General features: G+C 70.0%; 14 protein-coding genes and 1 tRNA gene. 10 read left to right on the forward strand and 5 right to left on the reverse strand.

All coding sequences use genetic code 11. The features are described 5' to 3' along the window. Positions 1-3: 3 nt before the first annotated feature. A complete protein-coding gene (locus ABZ824_RS34110; protein WP_356968315.1) occupies positions 4-540 on the forward strand; it encodes a DUF1992 domain-containing protein in 537 nt (178 codons plus the stop codon). Between the two features lie 19 nt (positions 541-559). On the opposite strand, the gene ABZ824_RS34115 is transcribed toward ABZ824_RS34110, so the two are convergent. Next, positions 560-1,012: a MarR family winged helix-turn-helix transcriptional regulator gene (locus ABZ824_RS34115; RefSeq protein WP_355075850.1), complete on the reverse strand. Its 453-nt coding sequence runs from the start codon at positions 1,010-1,012 to the stop codon at positions 560-562. A gap of 70 nt (positions 1,013-1,082) precedes the next feature. On the opposite strand from ABZ824_RS34115, the gene ABZ824_RS34120 reads away from it, so the two are divergent. After that, entirely contained in the window at positions 1,083-2,060 is a 978-nt protein-coding gene (locus ABZ824_RS34120) for a pirin family protein (RefSeq protein ID WP_356968316.1), read from the forward strand. Positions 2,061-2,199: 139 nt separating this feature from the next. Continuing rightward, positions 2,200-2,496, forward strand: coding sequence for an excalibur calcium-binding domain-containing protein (locus ABZ824_RS34125; RefSeq protein WP_355075846.1), 297 nt, complete (start codon positions 2,200-2,202; stop codon positions 2,494-2,496). 63 nt (positions 2,497-2,559) lie between these two features. On the opposite strand, the gene ABZ824_RS34130 is transcribed toward ABZ824_RS34125, so the two are convergent. Next, positions 2,560-2,781, reverse strand: a complete 222-nt coding sequence (locus ABZ824_RS34130; RefSeq protein WP_067802691.1) for a DUF3618 domain-containing protein — start codon at positions 2,779-2,781, stop codon at positions 2,560-2,562. 166 nt (positions 2,782-2,947) lie between these two features. Here ABZ824_RS34130 and bcp point away from each other — a divergent pair, with 166 nt between their 5' ends. Continuing rightward, positions 2,948-3,421 (forward strand): thioredoxin-dependent thiol peroxidase, encoded by a 474-nt coding sequence (gene bcp / locus ABZ824_RS34135; protein ID WP_355075844.1) that lies wholly within the window; start codon positions 2,948-2,950, stop codon positions 3,419-3,421. Between the two features lie 59 nt (positions 3,422-3,480). Here the strand turns inward: bcp and ABZ824_RS34140 are convergent, their stop codons facing one another. Continuing rightward, the gene (locus ABZ824_RS34140; protein ID WP_356968319.1) at positions 3,481-4,707 is read right to left on the reverse strand and encodes a hypothetical protein; all 1,227 of its coding nucleotides are present in this window, start codon (positions 4,705-4,707) and stop codon (positions 3,481-3,483) included. A gap of 298 nt (positions 4,708-5,005) precedes the next feature. Here ABZ824_RS34140 and ABZ824_RS34145 point away from each other — a divergent pair, with 298 nt between their 5' ends. Then, positions 5,006-5,626 (forward strand): TetR/AcrR family transcriptional regulator, encoded by a 621-nt coding sequence (locus ABZ824_RS34145; protein WP_355075985.1) that lies wholly within the window; start codon positions 5,006-5,008, stop codon positions 5,624-5,626. Positions 5,627-5,664: 38 nt separating this feature from the next. On the opposite strand, the gene ABZ824_RS34150 is transcribed toward ABZ824_RS34145, so the two are convergent. Beyond that, entirely contained in the window at positions 5,665-6,102 is a 438-nt protein-coding gene (locus tag ABZ824_RS34150; protein WP_043721202.1) for a holo-ACP synthase, read from the reverse strand. Positions 6,103-6,178: 76 nt separating this feature from the next. Beyond that, positions 6,179-15,496: a fatty acid synthase subunit beta domain-containing protein gene (locus tag ABZ824_RS34155; protein WP_356968321.1), complete on the reverse strand. Its 9,318-nt coding sequence runs from the start codon at positions 15,494-15,496 to the stop codon at positions 6,179-6,181. Positions 15,497-15,882: 386 nt separating this feature from the next. On the opposite strand from ABZ824_RS34155, the gene ABZ824_RS34160 reads away from it, so the two are divergent. The 5 genes from ABZ824_RS34160 to ABZ824_RS34180 all read left to right on the forward strand — a co-directional run bounded on the left by ABZ824_RS34160 (position 15,883) and on the right by ABZ824_RS34180 (position 18,938). Further along, positions 15,883-15,964: transfer RNA gene (locus ABZ824_RS34160), tRNA-Leu, on the forward strand. Between the two features lie 169 nt (positions 15,965-16,133). Beyond that, a complete protein-coding gene (locus ABZ824_RS34165; RefSeq protein WP_356968323.1) occupies positions 16,134-16,565 on the forward strand; it encodes a hypothetical protein in 432 nt (143 codons plus the stop codon). Further along, positions 16,565-17,647 carry a site-specific integrase gene (locus ABZ824_RS34170; protein WP_356968325.1) on the forward strand — a complete coding sequence of 361 codons (1,083 nt, stop codon included), beginning with the start codon at positions 16,565-16,567 and terminating at the stop codon, positions 17,645-17,647. The genes ABZ824_RS34165 and ABZ824_RS34170 overlap by 1 nt, the downstream gene beginning before the upstream one ends. Beyond that, positions 17,644-18,495, forward strand: a complete 852-nt coding sequence (locus ABZ824_RS34175; RefSeq protein WP_356968327.1) for a DUF2637 domain-containing protein — start codon at positions 17,644-17,646, stop codon at positions 18,493-18,495. Before ABZ824_RS34170 ends, ABZ824_RS34175 begins: the two co-directional genes overlap by 4 nt. A gap of 203 nt (positions 18,496-18,698) precedes the next feature. Further along, a complete protein-coding gene (locus ABZ824_RS34180; protein ID WP_356968329.1) occupies positions 18,699-18,938 on the forward strand; it encodes a hypothetical protein in 240 nt (79 codons plus the stop codon). Positions 18,939-19,126: the final 188 nt, after the last annotated feature.

Genomic DNA, 19,126 nt, shown 5'->3' on the forward strand with positions numbered 1-19,126 from the left:
ACGATGACCGAGCGCAAGCCGCCGAAGCAAACCTTCGAATCGTGGATCGACAAGCAGATCCGCGAGGCGGCCGAGCGCGGCGAATTCGACAATCTGCCCGGTACCGGCAAACCGATTCCCGGAGTGGGCACGGCTCCCGACGAGGACTGGTGGCTGCGCGCATATCTGCGTCGCGAAGGAGTCAGCGGTGACGCGCTGCTGCCCCCGTCGCTGTTGCTGCGACGCGATATCGAGCACTTGCCCGAGACCGTGCGTGATGCGACCGGCGAGCGGGAGGTGCGAGCCGCCGTGAACGAACTCAACAAACGCATCGTGGAGTGGCTGCGGATGCCGCAAGGACCGTTCGTGCCGATCGCTCCGGTGAACGCGGACGAGATCGTCGAGCAATGGAGGCGCGCACGCGAGGTCGCAAGGCCGAAACGCGCGCAACCCAGCCTCGAAGCCACCGGCCCCGCCCGAGCGCAGTCCGGCCGCATCGCGCCCCGTCCACGCCGCCAGTGGTGGCGGCGATGGCGGCGGCACGACACCGAAGCCGGATAGCGGCGGGAACGAACGGCGATCAGGCGCCGAGTTCGGTCACCTGCTCGACCTCGGTGACCACCTTGTCCGCCAGCGCGCGCAGCGCACGCGCCTCACCCGGCGTCATCAGCTCGACGAAGACGCGACGGACCAGATCGACGTGGTTGGGCGCGGCCCGCTCCAGCGCCACCCGCCCTTGCGGCGTGAGCTGCACGATGATGCCGCGGGCATCCTCCTCCGCGGGGCGCCGCTCGACCAGTCCGCGCGCGTCCATCCTGGCCAGATGCTTGGACAGCCGGCTCTTCTCCCAGCACACCTCGGTGGCCAGCTCTTTGGCGCGCAGACACCCGTTGGCGGCTGCCGACAACGCCACCATCAGCTCGTAGTCCGCCAGGGACAGGCCGTCCTCGGCCAGCCCGGCGGAAATCGCCCCGTCCAAACGCTGGCGCAGCCGCACGTAGGCCTGCCACGTCGCCTGCTCGTCGTCACTCAACCACCGGACCATGGGAATGAAGTGTAGTCACCGTTGGTTGACATGGACACCAACTCCCGAGGAGGTCCCCATGCCCGCCGTCACTGTTCCCGACATCATGGTCCTGCCACGCCTCCCCCGCCCGGACGCGACCCTGCGCCAACGGCCGGTCCGGAGCGTGGTCACCGCGCACAAACAGCGCGAAGGCGCGGGATTCGAGGTGCGCAGGCCGTTCCCCAGCATGGATCTGCGCACGGCCGATCCCTTCATCCTGCTCGACCAGATGGGTCCGGTCGCCTACGAACCGCACGAGGCGAAGGGTGCACCGTGGCATCCGCACCGCGGCTTCGAGACGGTCACCTACATGCTCGACGGCACCATGGTGCACCACGACTCGCAGGGCGGCGGCGGCGTCATCGGCGAAGGCGACACCCAGTGGATGACCGCGGGCTCCGGCATCCTGCACGACGAGGTCCCGCCGGAGGAGATGGTCGCCTCCGGCGGCTGGTTCCATGGCATCCAGCTGTGGGTGAACCTGCCGCGCGCGCTCAAGTTCGCCACGCCGCGCTACCAGGACCTGCGCGCTCGCGAACTGACGCTGGTGAGTTCGCACGACGGCGGCGCGCTGGTGCGGCTCATCGCCGGAGAGGTCGGCGGATTCACCGGCCCCGGTTCGACATACACCCCGATCGCCTACGCCCACGCGTCGATCACGCCCGGCGGGATCCTCGAAACACCTTGGCCGCAAGAGTTCACGGCGATGGCGTACGTGCTATCCGGCAGCGGCACGGTGGGCGCGGAGCGCAGGCCGCTGAACGAGGGGCAGCTCGCGGTCTTCGGCCGCGGAGACGCGATCAGCGTGACAGCCGATGCGCGCCAAGACAATCGGACCGGAGCGCTCGAAGTCCTGCTGCTCGGCGGACAGCCGATCCGCGAACCGGTGGTGCAGTACGGGCCGTTCGTGATGAACACTCGCGCGGAGATCATCGAAGCGATGGAGGACTACCAGGCCGGACGCATGGGAAACATCCCAGCGGAACACATCCGCGGCACCGGGACGGCCTCCTGAGCCACGGCACTGGGTGCGATCCCCTAATCCCCTAGTTCCGTCCCCGCGAGGTTGACAAGAGAGCGGCCCGTCACAACAGTGGATGCGGCGTCCGGTCGGACGCCCATCCACCGCAGCAACCACATACATAGAGGAATACATGAACGTTCGCCGGCTCTCCGTCAGCGCGGCCATCGCGGGATTGACCTTTCTCGCGGCTCCTGCCGCCCTAGCCGCCCCTCCGTCCGGATCCGCCGGAACCGGCTCCTCGGCCGTCGACACCGGCTCCGCCGCGACCGGCTCGGCCGGTCTGTCGCAGACCGGTTCGGCCGGTGGCGCCTACGCCAACTGCGACGACGCCCGCGCCGCGGGACACGCGCCGCTGTTCCGCGGCGAACCGGGCTACGGCCCGCACCTGGATCCCGACGGCGACGGCTTCGCCTGCCCGACGGTCTGAACCGACCGCGAAACGACGACACCCGGTGGGCATCGCCACACCGGGTGTCGTCGTTTTTCCAGCTCAGCGGAAGATCTTGAGCAGCACCAGCCCGACGACGACCGCGGCGGCGCCGATCAGGCTGTATTTCACCTTCGGCTCGTTCAGCTTCGAGACCACGATCTGCTTGGTGTCGTCCGCGATCCGATGCGGGTCCGCGCGTACCGCGAGTTCGTCGAGCGTGCTCGCCAGCCGAGTGCGGGCGGCCTCGATCTCCTGCTCGATCCGCTCGGTATCCCTTGCCACGTTCCACCCTCCTGTTGTCGATTGCCGCACCCGGTGCACGAATCGGGCCGCACGCTCGGCCGTTCGCGGAGCACCCGGGGCTCGCGGACGAGTCTATCCGCCGCCACGCGCCGCTATCCGGCCGCGCGAGGATCTCCGGTCGGGACCTTCGGATACCGTGCAGAAGGTGACCACCAACCAACGACTCTCCCCGGGCGACACCGCCCCCGACTTCACGCTTCCCGACGCCGACGGCAAGGACGTCTCGCTGTCGGACTACCGCGGTCGCAAGGTGATCGTGTACTTCTACCCCGCCGCGAGCACGCCCGGCTGCACCAAGCAAGCCTGCGACTTCCGCGACAACCTGGCCGACCTGGACGGCGCGGGCATCGACGTCGTCGGCATCTCACCGGACAAGCCCGCCAAGCTGGCCAAGTTCCGCGACGCGGAACGGCTGACCTTCCCGCTGCTGTCGGATCCCGATCGCGCCGTGCTCACCGCGTGGGGCGCGTACGGAGAGAAGACCATGTACGGCAAGACGGTTGTCGGCGTAATCCGCTCGACCTTCCTGGTGGACGAAGCGGGCAAGATCGCCGTCGCGCAGTACAACGTCCGCGCCACCGGCCACGTCGCCAAGTTGCGCCGCGATCTGTCGGTGTAGCGCGGGCAGCGAAAAGCCCGGCGCCGCAGGGGCGCCGGGCCGAAGTCGGGTGGATCGGATCAGACCTGCCACACCTGCTGGGCTGCCCACTGCGCCATCAGGCGAAGGTGCTCGTCCCACCAGTCCGCGGCTTCCGGGGTGAACACGGCGGGTGGTGGGGCCTCACCGGGGAACAGCAACGCGGCGTCGGGTGCGCCCACCTTGCGATCGGTCGGGACCCCGGTCCCCGGCAGGAGCGGCTCCGGGGTTTCCGTCTCCGGCCCGGTTGTCGCGTCCGCGGCGACCAACGGCAACGGACGATGCCGCGGGGCGAGCCCCCCGCGCTGGTCCGGAAGCCACACTCCGGTCGTGGTGGCGTCGCCGCCCCGCGGCCCGTCGAACGACTCGTCCGCCTCGGTGTCCGCGGGACGGACCGGCTCTACCGGATGCGTCGCGCCTGCGCCCTCGATCCGGGCGTCCGCCACGACGGTCGGCGTCGGCTGCGCGGAATCGTTCAGCAGATAGCTCCCGCCGACGACCATTCCGCTGGCCAGCACACCGGCCGCGGCGAACACCGCGACCCCGCCGCGCGCCCGGCTCGACTCGCTCACCGGCCCGACGTAGCTGTCCCGCTCCAGCCGGGCGCTCAACGCCGCGCCCGCGGCGGACGCGAAAGCGCCTACGGTGCAGGGGATCACCGGAGCCCCGAATTTCTCGACCGCCCTCAGCACCGCGGAGCCCGCGCCCGCCGAGCCGATCAGCGCCACCGCGTCCGGCCGCGCGCCGGCCGCGTCCAGCTGATCCCACGCCGCCGTGACGCCGATGCCCAGCGACCGGGGCGTCGCCCGGCCCGCCTGCCCCACGGCGGCGAGCACCCGGCGGCGGCCCCGGTCGACCAGGGTGAACGCGTGGTACCCGGGCACCACCTCGCACACCAGCAGGTTGTCGTAGGCGTCGAGCCACGTCATCATGCTCGCCACGCTCAGGTGGGCCGATTTCACCGAGACCATCGAGGCGCTGTGCCACGGGCCTGCCGCCAGCCGGGTCACGATGGCGCGCCGCTCCGCGGCGTCCCGATAGGCGACGGCCACGCCACCGACTTCCCGCTCCGAGCCCAGCCCGGCGGCCAGCGCGTCCAGCGCGGTCTCGACCGCCTCGGCCACGTCCGCCTTGCTGTCGCCGTCCGTTCGCTCGATCCGGCGCAGCAGCACCCGATCGGCCAGCTTCCTGCCGTCGGCGAGCGCTACCGCGTGCACGGCACCGCGTTCGGTCGAAACGCCGAGAGTCACCACAGATTCAGCTACCACTGATCACGCCTTCCCCTCTGTGCATTGACCGAGCTCACGGGCTTGCCGAAAGCCATGAGCCCCATGGATTCCCCTGCTCGGAACACACGTCGCGATGCACGCGCGCTCGGTATATGTTCGATGCCGCATCGGTTACGGATGGGTAGCGGAAATCAAGTCAGCTGGACGCGAACGGCGGATGCGCGTATCGCACGCTTGTCCCTACCGTTAGCCTGGATGCGTGGAAGTACGCGCGGAGGCCAGGGTGAAGCACCGTCTGGACCCTGCGTTGGAGCTGCAGGACGACCCACAGGAGCTCATGCCGCGACGCCGGCCGACGCAGGAACGCAGCAAACGAAAGTTCGACGCCTTACTCCAGGCGTCCAGGGAGCTGCTCGTCGAGGTCGGGTTCGAGTCGTTCACCTGCGAGGAGGTGGCGGCCAGGGCGGAGGTGCCGATCGGCACGCTGTACCAGTTCTTCGCCAACAAGTACGTCATCGTCTGTGAGCTGAATCGCCAAGATCTGGTTGCCGTTTCCCAGGAGCTGGCCGACTTCCACGGCGAGATTCCCTCGCTGGACTGGTTGCGGCACATGAACCAGTTCGTCGACCACCTGGCCAACCTCTGGATGACCGACCCGTCCCGGCGGGAGGTGTGGCTGGCCATGCAGTCCACGCCGTCCACCCGGGCCACCGGGGCGATCCACGAGAAGCAGTTCGCCGAGGTCGTGTCGCAGATGCTGCGGCCGCTCACGCCGCGCACCCCGCGGGCACGGCGCACCATGATGGCCGAAGTGCTGGTGCACGTGGTCTATTCGATGCTCAACTTCTCCGTGCAGGACGAGCAGAGCAGCGCCGAAGCGGTCGCCGAACTCAAGCGGCTGATGGTCGCCTACCTGCTGGTCGCGGAGAAGGAATCGCGGACCGGCGGCCAAAAATAAGCGGCGGTCCCGGCCGGAACCGGGACCAACCGCGCGACTCAACCGGCGCTGTCGCGGCCTTCGATGAGGTCGGCCAGCTCGCCCGGATCCTCCAGCACCACCATCGCGGCGGCGGTGTCGCCGTCGTGGGTCAGCGACAGGTGAACCCTTACCCGGGGCAGGAATTCGGCGGCCAGGCCGTGCAGCTTGATGCTCGGCCTGCCCCACGCGTCGTTGACCACCTCGATCAGCGGATAGGGGTTGTCCCCGATCTGCGGGCGGCGGGCGAACCGCGACGACGCCCATGCTTTGAGCACCGCCTCTTTCGCCGCCCACCGCGCCGCGTAGCTGCGCGCCGGGTCGGTCCCTTTGCTCTGGCAGTAGCGCCGCTCACCCGCGGTGAAGCTTTCCCGGAGCATCGTCGTTCCGGCGCGTTCGAGCTGTTCGGCGAACTCGGAGATGGTCACCAAGTCCAAGCCGATACCGAGGATCGTCATAGGCGGCCAGCCTACGACGTCCTCGGCGAGCCCGCGCACGGACCCGGCGCGGCGAGTTGCCCCGCCGCGCTTCCGGTTACGCGCATCCGATGCCCTTCGCGCGGTAGGCGCCGTCCTGATCCAGGCGCGCCTCCGGCGAGAGCAGCACGTCGGCCTCCAGCTGACGCGCCCGCTGGGACGGGGTGCCCTCCCCGCCGAGCCTGCGATCCGCGGGACGTTCGTACAGCGGCGCACCACCGCACATCGCCTCCACGAACCGCTGGCGGCCGGTCAGCTGACGCTCCTGCGCCGTGCGCTGGTACTCCTCGCGCCGTCCCGGCTCGATGGCCTGGATGAACGCCTCCGGGTGCACGATCGCCAGCAGACCGTTCACGTGGCCGAAGCCGAGCGAGGTGACCAGACCCGCCTTCAGCGGAAGGCGCCCGCCCAGCCGCAGCGGTTCGCGCAGCCACACCAGGTGCGGGAAGGCCAGCATCTTCTCGTCGACGCAGTCGAGGCTGCGGTTCGGCGGGATGACGCCCTGCTCCAGCACCTGGCACAGGCCGATGAGCTGGAATGCGGCCGCCCCGCCCTTCGCGTGCCCGGTGAGGGTCTTCTGCGAGACGACGAACAGCGGAGCGCCGTCCGAGCGCCCGATGGCCGTCGCGAGCCGCTCGTGCAGTTCCGACTCGTTCGGGTCGTTGGCGGCCGTCGAGGTGTCGTGCTTGGACACCACCGCGATCTCGTCCGGGGTGACGCCGAGCTTGCGCAGTTCGGTCGCCAGCCGGGATTCCGTCCCGCCACGACCGGCGCCCAGCGCGCCCAGCCCCGGAGCCGGGATGGACGTGTGCACGCCGTCGGCGAAGGACTGCGCGTAGGCCACCACGCCCAGCACCGGCAGGCCCATCTCCAGCGCGACGCTGCCGCGCGCCAGCAGGACCGTGCCGCCGCCCTGCGATTCGATGAACCCGCCGCGGCGGCGATCGTTGGCGCGGGAGAAGTACCGGTCGCTGATGCCCTTGGCGCTCATGGCCGCGGAATCCGCGGTGGCCGACATGTCACCGAAGCCGACGATGCCTTCGATGCCGAGATCGTCGTAGCCGCCTGCCACGACCAGATCGGCCTTGCCCAGCCGGATCTTGTCGACGCCCTCCTCGACCGACACCGCGGCGGTCGCGCAGGCCGCCACCGGGTGCACCATCGCGCCGTAGCTGCCGACGTAGGACTGCACCACGTGCGCCAGCGCCACGTTCGGCAGCGCCTCCTGCAGGATGTCGTTCGGCCGCGACTCACCGAGCAGGTTGTCGATGTACAGCGAGCGCATCGAGGACATGCCGCCCATGCCGGTGCCCTGCGTGTTGGCGACCAGCGAGGGGTGCACCCAGCTCATGAGTTCAGCGGGGCTGAACCCGGAGCCGATGAACGCGTCGACCGTGCAGACGATGTTCCACAGCGCGACCCGGTCCACCGAAGCGGCCATATCGGGCGAGATGCCCCAGATGGTCGGGTCCCAGCCGGTCGGGATCTGGCCGCCGACGGTGCGCGAGAGCTTGGCCCGGCGCGGCACGCGGATCTCCGTGCCCGCTCGGCGCGTCACCGTCCAGTCGCCGGAGTCCGCGACCGGTGTGATCACCGTGTGCTCCGGATCGGCGGCGTGGAAGGCACGCGCCTCGGCCTCGCCGCCCACCGTGAACGACAGGTCCTGGTCGAGGAAGACCGAGGTCATCAGTGGGGCCGAATTGTCGGTCATGGCGCCGTCGTCCTCGTAGCGGCGCACACCGCAACGGGCGACCACGGCGTCGTGGTAACGCTCGGCCAGCTCGTGCTCGGGGACGTAGTCACCGGACGCGGCGTCGTACCAGCCCGGCTTCGGGTCGTTCTCCCAGGTGACCATGCCGGTGGTCCAAGCCAGTTCCAGCACGCCCGCCGCCGACAGTTCGTCGGAGACCTCCATCTCGAAGCGGGTGCGCGCCGAGCCGTACGGGCCCAGCTCGCCCGCGCCGACGATGACCACCATGTCGGCCGGATCCACCGTCACCTCGCCCCACTCGGGCACCGGCAGCGCGGAGGTCACGGTCGGCGGCGCCGGCAGCGCGGCGATCGTGCGACCCGCGTCCGCGTCGGTCTCCGGCTCTGCCTGCTCCGCGGCCTGCTTGGCCAGCGCGGGCAGGTCCAGCTTGGCCCTGGCCAACCCACCGGTCAGGTCGATCTGCTGCGGGCCGGTCGCGGTCACCTGGCGGGCCCGCGAGGTGCACCACTTGAGCAACTCGTCGGCCATCTCCGCGGTGGACCAGGTCTGCACACCCGCCTTCTCGACCGCCTCGACCATCGGGTCGTTGTGGCCCATCAGGCCGGTGCCGCGCACCCAGCCGATCAGCGCGTGCACCAGGGTGACCCGGGTCGACCACGACTTCTCGGCACGCCACTTGGCGACCACCGCGTCCAGCGCCGCCTTCGACTCGCCGTAGGCGCCGTCACCGCCGAACATGCCGCGGTTGGGCGAACCCGGCAGCACCACGTGCAGTTTCGCGTCCACGTCGTGATCGGCGCCCAGCTTGGACAGCCCGCCGATCAGCCGTTCGACCGACCAGAGCAGCACGCGCATCTCCATTTCGGCGCGCGCGCCCGCGTCCGCGAGGTCACCGGCCACCCGCGGCGCCGCGAACGGCAGCAGCAGCGTGGGCGTCATCGCGTCCTTGACCTTGATCTTCGCGCCGCCCGCGCTGTCGACCTGCTCGGTGCCGATCCAGTCGATCAGGGCGTCGACGTCCTGGTAGGACGCCATGTTGGCGGGCACCACCCACAGAGCCGCGCCGTGCCGGGCGTTGTCGCGGTAGAGCTTCCGGTAGAAGGCGAGGCGTTCGTCGTTCAGCGACGAGGTGGTGACCACGACCGTGGCGCCACCGCTGAGCAGCCTGCCGGTCGTCGCCGCCGCGATGGATCCCTTGCTGGCGCCGGTGATCACCGCGATGTCGGAGGACCACAGCCCGGGCTCCTCCGTGCTCAGCGCCGCCTCGGCGATGCGCTCGTACAGGCCGGCCAGCACCGAGCGCGCTTCGTGCATCGCCCGCTGCCGCCACCAGTTCGCCTGCGCCGCAACGGCTTCTCCCGCACCGATGAACCCGGTGACCGGTCCGTTCGCGCTGCCTGCGTCGTCGGCGAGCCACAGCCGGGCCAAGTCCTCGCGCGCCGTGGCCCACCGGTCGTCCAGCAGCACCGCCTTGCGGGCGTCGAACGCGGGCGCCACCAGACGCGGCCAGTCCGAACCGAGTTCGGCCGACACCAGATCGACCAGGGAGTTGTCGGTCGCTTCCGGCGCGGAGACGCGCTCGGACAGTCCGAGCTGTTCCAGTACGACGCGCGCTGCCGTGGCGAGCACGCCGTCGCGTCCGGTGATCTGCTCGGTGAACTCGCCCAGCGCGGCGGCGTCGACGGTCGCACCGCCACCGCCGCCCGCCGAGGGCAGCGACACCGCGACACCGCGACGGGCCGCGACGGCCTGCACGGCGGCATCGATGGCCGCGTCGACCGATGCGGCGTCGCCCAGCGCGCCGGAGACCAGGCCGCCCAGGTCGCCACCACGCACGCTGGTGCCTTCCCTGGTGCCCAGCGACACCTCGGCGGTCACGTGGCTGGCCCACCCGTCACCGAGTTCCCAGACCTTCTTGACCCGGTCCGCGATGGCGGCCGGACGCTTGCCGGACGGCCCGAACACCTTGCGCAGATGGTCGCCGATGGCGTCGGTGAGCACCGTGCCGAACGGACGGTAGGTACGGGCGAGCCGCTCCACCGTCGCGGACAGCGCACCCATGTCGGCGTCGGCCGCGCCGTCGATCGCGCCGAGCGAGAGCTCGGAGCCGAGGTCGACCAGCAGCTGGTTACGCCGGGAGGACACGCCGTCGCACAGGCCCTCGATGGTGTCCACCGGGCCGATCTGGTCCAGCCGCAACTTGGTCCACAGCGCGATCAGCACGCGCGTGGCGTCGGCGGCGGTGAACGCGATGTCGTCCGGACGCGGGCCGCCCGAACTCGGGGCGGGCGCGGCCACGGGTGCGGCGGCGACGGCCGCTGCCGGAGCCGCTGCGGCGGCAGGCTCCTCCACCGGCTCGTCGACCGGGGCGGGATCGGTGTCGGTCGCGTAGACGATCGCCGCCTCGCGCTCGATGTTGAGCACTTCCACCTTGGCTCCGCCGAAAGCGGGGAGCTTCAACGTCTGGCTGGCCAGGTTGGCCACCGTCGGCGTCGCGCCGAGACCGATCTCGATGAACCGCTCGATACCGAGGCCGCCCTGTGCGGGGTCGGTGAACAGCAGGTCCTGGGTCTCGATCCAGCGCACCGGGCTGGCGAACTGCCACGCGAGCAACTCGATCAGCACCACGCGGCACAACTCGGTGGGCCGGGCGGCCCAGCTGTCGAAGTCGGCCAGCACCTCCGCGAGCGGTTCGGACGGCACCAGGTCCGCGATCTCCTGCACGAACGCCCGCTCGAGTGTGAACAGCCTCGGCACCAGGTTCGGGATGTAGCGGCCGATCAAGGTCTCCGGGCGCAGATCCACCGGCAGCAGCTGCTCGAGCTTCTGCCGGAACTCCGGAACGCCCTTGCGCAGCACCGTCGAGTGGAACGGCACGTCGATGCCGGGGACCAGGATGAACGCCCGCTTGCCGCCGAATTCGGCGCGACGACGGTCGATCTCCTGCTCCAGCGCGTCCAGCCCGGCCACCGTGCCCGCGATCGCGTACTGCGAACCGCGCAGGTTCAGGTTGACCACCTCGAGGAACTCCCCGACCCGATCGCCGACTTCCTTGACGAAGCCGACGACCTCCGCGTCGGGCAATCCGATCTGTGAGGGCCGGATCGCAGCCATCCGGTAGTCGCTGCGTCCCTGCGCATCCCGCGGCACCAGCTCGTGCATCGCGGAACCGCGCTGGAACACGACCTCGAGCACCGCCTCCAGCGGCAGCACTCCGGCGACGGCGGCGAGCGCGTTGTACTCGCCCACCGAGTGGCCCGCGAGCAGCGCGCCCTCGACGAACGCACCGGACTCGCGCAGTTCCGCCACCTGGGCGACGCCGAGGGTCGCCATGGCGACCTGGGTGAACTGGGTCAGGTGCAGCACGCCGTCCGGGTGGCGGTGTTCGACGCCGCGCGCCTTCAGGTAGGTCGGGTTGTCGCGCACCACGGCGAGAATCGAGAAGCCGAGCGCCGCACGGGTGTGCTTGTCCGCGCGGTCCCAGATCTCCTTGGCCGCCTTCGACCGGGCGCGGGCGTCCAGCCCCATCCCCTTGCGCTGGATGCCCTGTCCGGGGAAGGCGTAGACGGTCTTCGGCGCCACGGTACGACCGGTCGCGGTCATCACCAGCTCGCCTTCGGTGCGGCAGGAGACCTCGACGACCTCGCTGCCCGCGTCGAGCGCTACCCGCTCGACGCGCACATCGATCTGCGCCCCGGGACGGACCATGCCGAGGAACCGGGTGGTCCACGCGGTCACCGTCCGCGCGGGTACCGAACTCGTGGGATCGACCGCCGACACGACGTGCTGCGCGGCCGCCGACAGCCACATGCCGTGCACGATCGGGCTGCCGAGCCCGGCGAGCTTCGCCGCGGCATCGCTGGTGTGGATCGGGTTGTGGTCGCCGGAGACGGCGGCGAAGGCGTGCATGGTGCGCGGAGCCACGATCGTGACGTCGCGGCGACGCCTGCGCGGGGTGTCGGTGGCCGCGTCGGACACCGTGCCAGCCGCGCGCGGCGGATCGGCCAGTTCGCCCGCGCCGTTGCGCCCGCGGATCGCGAACCGCTCGGTGAGGGTGGCCAGCACCGGCATCGACATCCCGGTCTCGGGCTTGTCCAGCATGGCGGTGATCCGCACGTGCACCTCGACGACCCGGCCCAGGTCGGTGTCGACGGTCTCACCGGCCTCCGCGCGCACCGCCAGCACACTGGTCTCGGCGGGCAGCGCACCGGCGAGGTGCACTTGGTGGTCCAGGTGCACCAGGTCGAGCATGCCCTCGATGACGCTCTCGCCCTTCGCGGTGCGGGTCGCGCCGAGCACCGCGAACACGGCGGGCCAGCACGCGCCGACCAGCACGTCCGGCACGGTGCGGCCGAGCGTGCTCAGCGTGGCGGGCAGGCCGGAGCCGGTGACCCCGGCGTGATCGGCGATCAGATCCGGCGTCCAGGCCAGATTCACGTGGGCGACCTTGCCCTTGACCTCGGGCAGATCCTGGCCCGCGGCGACCGCGAGCAGCGCGGCCATGGCCTCGTCGGCGTCGGCCTCGGTGACGACCGGGGCGCCACCGTTGTAGACCGAGGTCGGCACGGTGATCCGGATGCGCACCGCGTTGCCCGCCAGCAGCGGGACGGTCAGCTCCACGTAGGCGTTCTCCGGCTCGGCGCCTGCGGTCTCGACCAGCGTCGCGCCGGTGGGCGGATGCACCGCACCCTTGCCGTCGACGACCCACTCGGACAGGTCACCGAGCCGGTGCACCGGGCTGATCGCGGTGCGTCCGGCCCACTGCACGTCCGGGGCGGCCAGCACGGCGTCGATCGGGCCGCTCGTGACGCCCGCCGTGCGACGCGCGTCCACCGGGGTTGGCGCCACGCCCGCGCGCACCAGGGAGTACGCCGTGTCCTGTTCGAAGCGGTCGAGCAGTTCGCCGACCGGCTCGTCGACCCGGGTGATGCCCGCGACCGCGACCGTGCCGGGGATGACGCACACCTGATCGGCCGAGTAGCGCGGATCGTGCGCCTGCCACAGTGAATCCGAGCGCCACCAGCGACGCACGTCGCCGTCCACGACGGGCACGAAGTTCACCGGCTTGCCCGGGGTCTTGCACAACGCGATGAAGAACGGGACGTCGGCCGGGTGCAGCAGCGTCTGCGCCGTGGCGGGGTAGGCGTCCTTCAAGGCGCACAGCGCCGCGACCGGGTTCTCGAAGTCGTCGTCACTCGCGAACAGCGTGGGGATCTCGCCGCGGTCGGCCGGGTGCAGCCGGGATTCGGTGCGGCGCACCATCTCCGCGAACCGGTCCCGCCAGGTGATGTCCAACCACACCGAACGCGTCGCCTCGGCGATCGCGTCGCCCAGGTCGCTGCCGCAGTCGAAGTCCTTGCGCCGGTCCAGCCCGACCGCGAGCTCGACGTAGCGCTCCAGCCAGTCCTGGTAGGTCATGGTGGCCAGGTCGCCGAAGTACGGCTTGGCGGTGGCGTTCAGCGCCGCGATGATCTCGTCGCGACGCGCCGCGACCGCCTCCGCGTCGCCCGCGACCTCGTCCAGCAGTCGGCCGGTGCGCGACGCGGCGTTGTCGATCTCGTGGATGTCGGCGCCCAGCTGGCTGCGGCCCGAGGCCATGCCGCCGGACGCGGTGCCCGCACCGACCCAGTCGGGCGTGCCGGGAGTGTCCACGAGCAGTTGCTTGACCTCCGGCGCGGTGGTGGCCTCCAGCGTGGCCATGGCCGCCGTGCCGACCAGCACGCCGTCCAGCGGCATCACCGGGTAGCCGTGCCGGACCGCCCACTGGCCGGTGAGGTACTCCGTCGCGCGCTCGGGGGTTCCGATGCCACCGCCGACGCACACCACCACGTTGGCGCGGTTGCGCAGCTCGGAGTAGGTGTCCAGCAGCAGGTCGTCCAGGTCCTCCCAGGAGTGGTGACCACCGGCCTTGCCGCCCTCGATGTGCATGATCACCGGGTAGTCCGGGACCTCGTCGGCGATGCGCAGCACGGCCCGGATCTGGGCGACCGTGCCCGGCTTGAACGCGACGTGGCTGATCCCGACCTCGGTGAGTTCCTGGATCAGCGCGACAGCTTCCTCCAGCTCGGGAATGCCCGCCGTCACGATGACGCCGTCGAACGGGGCGCCTGCCGTGCGGGCCCGCTGCACCAGTCGCTTTCCGCCCAGCTGCAGCTTCCACAGGTAGGGGTCGAGGAACAAGGAGTTGAACTGCACCGAGCGCCCCGGGTGCAGCAGCGTCCGCAGCTCGGCCACCCGGTCGGCGAAGATCTGCTCGGTCACCTGCCCGCCGCCGGCCAGCTCCGCCCAGTGGCCCGCGTTCGCCGCGGCCGCGACGATCTTCGCGTCGACCGTGGTCGGAGTCATGCCCGCGAGCAGGATCGGCGAGCGCCCGGTCAGCTTGGTGAAGGCCGTCTCGACCACGATGCGCCCGTTGGGCAGCCGCACCGGCCGCGGCGCGAACGCCGACCACGGGGCCGCGGGCTCCGGCGCGGCACCGGGGGTGAGCAGGCTGCGCTGTCCGGCGCGGGTAGCGGCCGCGATGATGCCGAGGCCGGTGCCCTTCAGCGTGCCCCCCGTGACGCGGGAGAGCAGGTCGCCCGGGCCCAGGTCAAGGATCCACTCCGCGCCCGCGGAGATCACGCCCTCGACGACGGCCACCCAGTCGATCGGATCGACCAGGATCTGCCGCGCCAGCTCGCCCGCCAGCTCCTTGTCCAGGCCGCACTGGTCGGCCCAGCTGCTCACCAGGTCGACGGTGTCGGCCAGCGCCGGGTGGTGGAACGCCACGTCGACGGCCACGTCCTCGAAGACCGGAGCGAACACCGAGCCGCCGCGCACCTTCGTGTCGCGCTCGCGCGCCTGCTCGTCGTGGATCTGCGCGCACCGCTGCCGCACCCGCTCCAGCTGCGCGGGCGGCCCGGACAGCACCGCGCGCCGACGTCCGTTGCGAATCGAGACCACCACGGCCGCGGCGGGATCGGATCCGTTACACACCTCGGCCACCACGGCGCCGAGCTGCTCGGGATCGACATTGGACACCGCGACCATCGGCGAGCGCTCGCCCACCGGCATCAGCCCGCGCCGCCGCGCGACCAAACCCGCTGCGGCGCCGATCATCTGGGCTACCGCGAGCAGCTCCGCGTCGCGGGCGCCACCGGCTTCGACTGCGGCGGCGGCGAGCAGACCCTGCGAATGCCCGACGATCGCGACCGGCGCGTGCTCGGCCGGATCCAAGCCTTGCAGCCGCAGCGCCCGCACGGCCGCCACCTGGGTCAGCAGCACACCTGGCATGGATACCGCCGCCGAGCGCAGTACGGCGTCGGACGGGGCCGCGGAGATCTCGCCCTCGTCACCGTCGGCGAGTTCGTTCTCCAGCATCCAGCCGATCGGGTCGAAGCCGACCGGACGAACCACCAGCAACTGCGCCGCGACCGGCTCCAACAGCGCCGCCGCCTCGTTGACCAGCGCGGTCAGCTCCGGCTCCAGCGCACTGTCGCGCGCGATCTCCTCCAGCTCGCTCAGCCACTGCGCACCCTGCCCACCGAAGGCGAGCGCGTACGACACGCCGCCGAGCAGACGATCCAACAGCGGCGACCGCGCCCCGCCCGACGCGGCCTTCCCGGCGGCGGCAGCCACCTTCGCGCTCTGTCCGGCTTCGGTCTTGGTGCTCTCGTTGATCGTCAAGACGCTTCGACTTCCTTCTCCATGCGACATGCCTCGGCGACACGCCGGTCCCTACCGGTTCACGAGTGATCGCGGTTGATCGGCCTGATACGGGCGAGGATGACACAGAATCATGAGGAAATCCTCACGTTTGCCCCTGGGCGCGCCCACTACTAGAGAGTATTTGAGTACGTACGTACCAGAATAGTCGTAAACATGACTCCGCCTCATGTTTGAACACGCTGGTCCATCGGGTTACCAACACGTACGAAACATGAGTGCCCCTCACATTGAGGTTTGCCAAATCGTTATAATCCCAGGTGAGGTTACTGACGAGTACGCCACGCCAACCCAATGCTTCGCGATGACCGATTGGCCCGGTAGAGTTTGGACGGTCGTACCATCAAGCGCGAGTGGCGAAATTGGCAGACGCGCCAGATTTAGGTTCTGGTGTCCACGGACGTAGGGGTTCAAGTCCCCTCTCGCGCACAGATCTCCGTCATTCATGACAGATATTCGTGCAGTGTGCGCGAGGGCCCTTTATTACAGGAGCCTGAGCTGTGATTTCACCTTCTGACCTGCGCCGATTGGTGGCGCGTCTGCCATTTTCCGTCACTTGTGCCGTCTCCCGGATGTTTGCTGACGGAAGCGATCCGCGGTGATCGCGCCGGTCATCCCGCCGCAGTCGCGGTTGCAGGAGCTCGTTTCAGGACCACAGGTCACGAACCACTCGGTCCGTCCCCGAAACGGGCACATCCAGTACGGGCTGTGCACCGTCGGCTCCGGAGGACGAATCGTCGACCGCACCGTCTTCACCGCCCTCGACTGGCAGCCCGGGATCCGACTCGAGTTGACCTGTCTCGATGCCGGTGCTTTGCTGGCCTGCCCCGCACCCGACGCAAACGTCGTGTTCGCCGAGGGCGGCTACTTTCGCATCCCCTACAGGCTGCGCCGTCGGATCGGGCTCGACATCGGTGACCGCGCCCTGTTGATCGCGCACCACACCAACCATCAGCTGCTGATCCACCCACCGGCCGTGCTCGACGAACTGTGCTCGCCGAGTCTCGCGTTGGTGAGCGAGGCCCACTGATGACGACCTCCAGCCACTCGCCGGTAACGGCCGACACCCTCGCCGCAGCACGGTTGCTGCTGACCCAGATGGGGATCTCTCCCGCCGATCTCGTCCACCCCGGCGCCACGGTGCCGACCTTCGCCGAGGTCATTCCGAAGGTGCGGGCACGGCTGTCGCCGGGCACGCTGCGCACCTACGACACTCATTTCACCCATCTGCTCACCCACTGGGCCGAGCGGCGTCTGGACGAACCGGAAAAGGCCGAGTTCGAGGACATGGCCCGCCGCCTCCAGGCCGAGGCCCGCACCAACCGGGCCTCGCGCGGCGGCACCGGCGCCGCCGAGAACTTCGTCAGCGCCCTGCGGTGTGTCTACCGCTTCGCCGAGGACTCAGGCTGGATCCGGCCCGTCGACAACCCCGCCCGCCGGATCGCGCGCCCGACACGCCGCCCGTCACACCGCTACGCGATCGGGTCGGATCAGCTGGCCGAGATCTGGACCGCCGCCGCGACCACCGGCGACGACCCCGACCTCGACGCGCTGGTCCTGCGCCTGCACATCGAAACCGCCTGCCGCCGTAGCGGTTCCCTCGCCCTGCGTCCGCACGATCTCGACCCCGACCAGTGCCTGATCTTCCTACGGGAGAAGGACGGCAGCGACCGGTGGCAACCGGTGTCACCGACCCTGATGCTCGGCTTACTGGAACACGCGGCCGAGCGCGGGAGCCCACGCTCGGAACAGTTGCTGCGCTACCGCAACGGCAAACCCATCACTTCCCGCCGCTACGACCACATCTGGGCTCGCGTCGGGGAGGAACTGCCGTGGGTCGCCGCCCAGGGCGTCAGCATGCACTGGCTGCGCCACACCACCCTCACCTGGGTGGAACGCACCTTCAGCTACGCCGTCGCCCGCGCATACGCCGGACACCGCGGCAAGAACGCCGGAGTCACCGCCACCTACGTCAAAGCCCACCTGCACGAGATCGCCGCAGCACTCGCTGTACTCACCGGCGAATCCCATCCACTCGCCCCCGCCTACCGCCACGACCGGACGGACCGTCCGCACGCCGCCCAGCCCGCCACCGGAGGAACCCGCTCATGACCGACCTCGCTCTCACCTCGTCCACGGACACCGCGCGGACGTCGGATCCCGAGGCGGTCACACCGAAATCCCGTGCGCACGGCTTCTTCTGGACCGTGCTCGCCGCCGCAGCCACCGTCAGCATCACCGGCAACGCCACCCAAGCCCTGCTGCACGACACGGCCCTGCCGGTCGTGGCCGCCGCGGTCGCGGTGATCCCGCCCTTGGCGCTGCTGGCCGCAGTCCACGGGGTAACGGTCCTCGCGCGTGCGCACACCGCGACCCGCGCCACCAGGTGGGTCGCGACCGCGATGACCGTCCTCATCGCCACCGGCGCGTTCTGGCTGTCATTCACCGCGCTCCGGTCCCTGGCGATCACCGCTGGAGTACCCCAGAGCGAAGCGTGGTTGTGGCCGCTGATCATCGAAGGATCCATGGCCCAATCCACCGTCGCGCTCCTCGCACTCGCACACTCCGTTCATGGGGAACAGCGTGCACACGCCACCGATCCAGCGCAGCCGATCGCTGAGCCGTTGGCCGACGGTCTGGCGAACACGCAGACACCGCCTGCGGTCACCGAGTCTGGGCAAACCCTTCCGCTCACGCTGCGATCCGCGGACCACAGGTTTTCTCAGCTCGCACTGCGACTGTGCGCACGGGATCCAGCTCGGCGTCGCGACCCCGAACTCGTCGCCAAAGCGCTGGCTCACCATCACCTCGACGGCTGGAATACCACCCGCATCGCAACCGAACTGAACAAAAGCCGCTCCACCATCAGCCGAATACTCAGCGACGCGGCAACTCTCCGAGCACACGACGCCGCCACGGCTGCCGCGGATCCCACAATCAGGTGGGGACGGACCGGGTAGACAAAGTTGAATATCGAGCCGCTCGACCGGTACAGATGCCAGTTGTGTGGAGGACCTCTGCATCAATCGCTTGGTCGATCAGCACTCCGCGCGCATCCGTCGCAGAGAGGGTGGGCGAGTTCGCGCACGCCGCTGTCGATGACGCCTTGGGTGGTAGGCGACTCACCCGAGACGTGCACCGCTGGGGAGACAGACTCGCGCGGATGATTCTGGAAGCCACCGCAGCCGCCGAGCAGGATGCTGCCGCGAAAGTGGAGAAGGCGATGCGTCCACTTACCCGAGATGAACACGTCACGGCGGGGATCACAGCGATCCGCGAAACGTTCGAACAGGTCGACCCCAAGCCGGACGATCGGAGAGTGCTGACAGAGGAAGAGATCCAGGCCGCAGACGATGCCTACTTCGAGCGAATGAATCGGCAGGGCTGGGGTATGGGTCGGTAAGGATGCGGCAAATGAGAAGTAAGCGCAGCCCGCCAGCGCACAGGCAGCCAGCTGTCTCCACCGATGAGTGACGTTCGCTGCACCTCGGCTTTCGCATATCTACCACTGCACCTCCACGACCTGACACGCCATTGCACCACCAGTCGCCTCGAAGGGGCACGATGCGGGCTCAACCAGTGGCGTTGACC

It is taken from the genome of Nocardia sp. NPDC047038 (assembly GCF_040644075.1).
Classification (GTDB): domain Bacteria; phylum Actinomycetota; class Actinomycetes; order Mycobacteriales; family Mycobacteriaceae; genus Nocardia; species Nocardia sichangensis.

What these genes read in the sequence shown, in the direction of transcription:
- ABZ824_RS34145 (WP_355075985.1), top strand. Translation starts at nt 5,006, where the DNA reads ATGCCGCGACGCCGGCCGACGCAGGAACGCAGCAAACGAAAGTTCGAC.
- ABZ824_RS34175 (WP_356968327.1), top strand. Translation starts at nt 17,644, where the DNA reads ATGACCGACCTCGCTCTCACCTCGTCCACGGACACCGCGCGGACGTCG.
- ABZ824_RS34110 (WP_356968315.1), top strand. Translation starts at nt 4, where the DNA reads ATGACCGAGCGCAAGCCGCCGAAGCAAACCTTCGAATCGTGGATCGAC.
- ABZ824_RS34125 (WP_355075846.1), top strand. Translation starts at nt 2,200, where the DNA reads ATGAACGTTCGCCGGCTCTCCGTCAGCGCGGCCATCGCGGGATTGACC.
- ABZ824_RS34120 (WP_356968316.1), top strand. Translation starts at nt 1,083, where the DNA reads ATGCCCGCCGTCACTGTTCCCGACATCATGGTCCTGCCACGCCTCCCC.
- ABZ824_RS34170 (WP_356968325.1), top strand. Translation starts at nt 16,565, where the DNA reads ATGACGACCTCCAGCCACTCGCCGGTAACGGCCGACACCCTCGCCGCA.
- ABZ824_RS34150 (WP_043721202.1), bottom strand. Translation starts at nt 6,102, where the DNA reads ATGACGATCCTCGGTATCGGCTTGGACTTGGTGACCATCTCCGAGTTC.
- ABZ824_RS34180 (WP_356968329.1), top strand. Translation starts at nt 18,699, where the DNA reads ATGATTCTGGAAGCCACCGCAGCCGCCGAGCAGGATGCTGCCGCGAAA.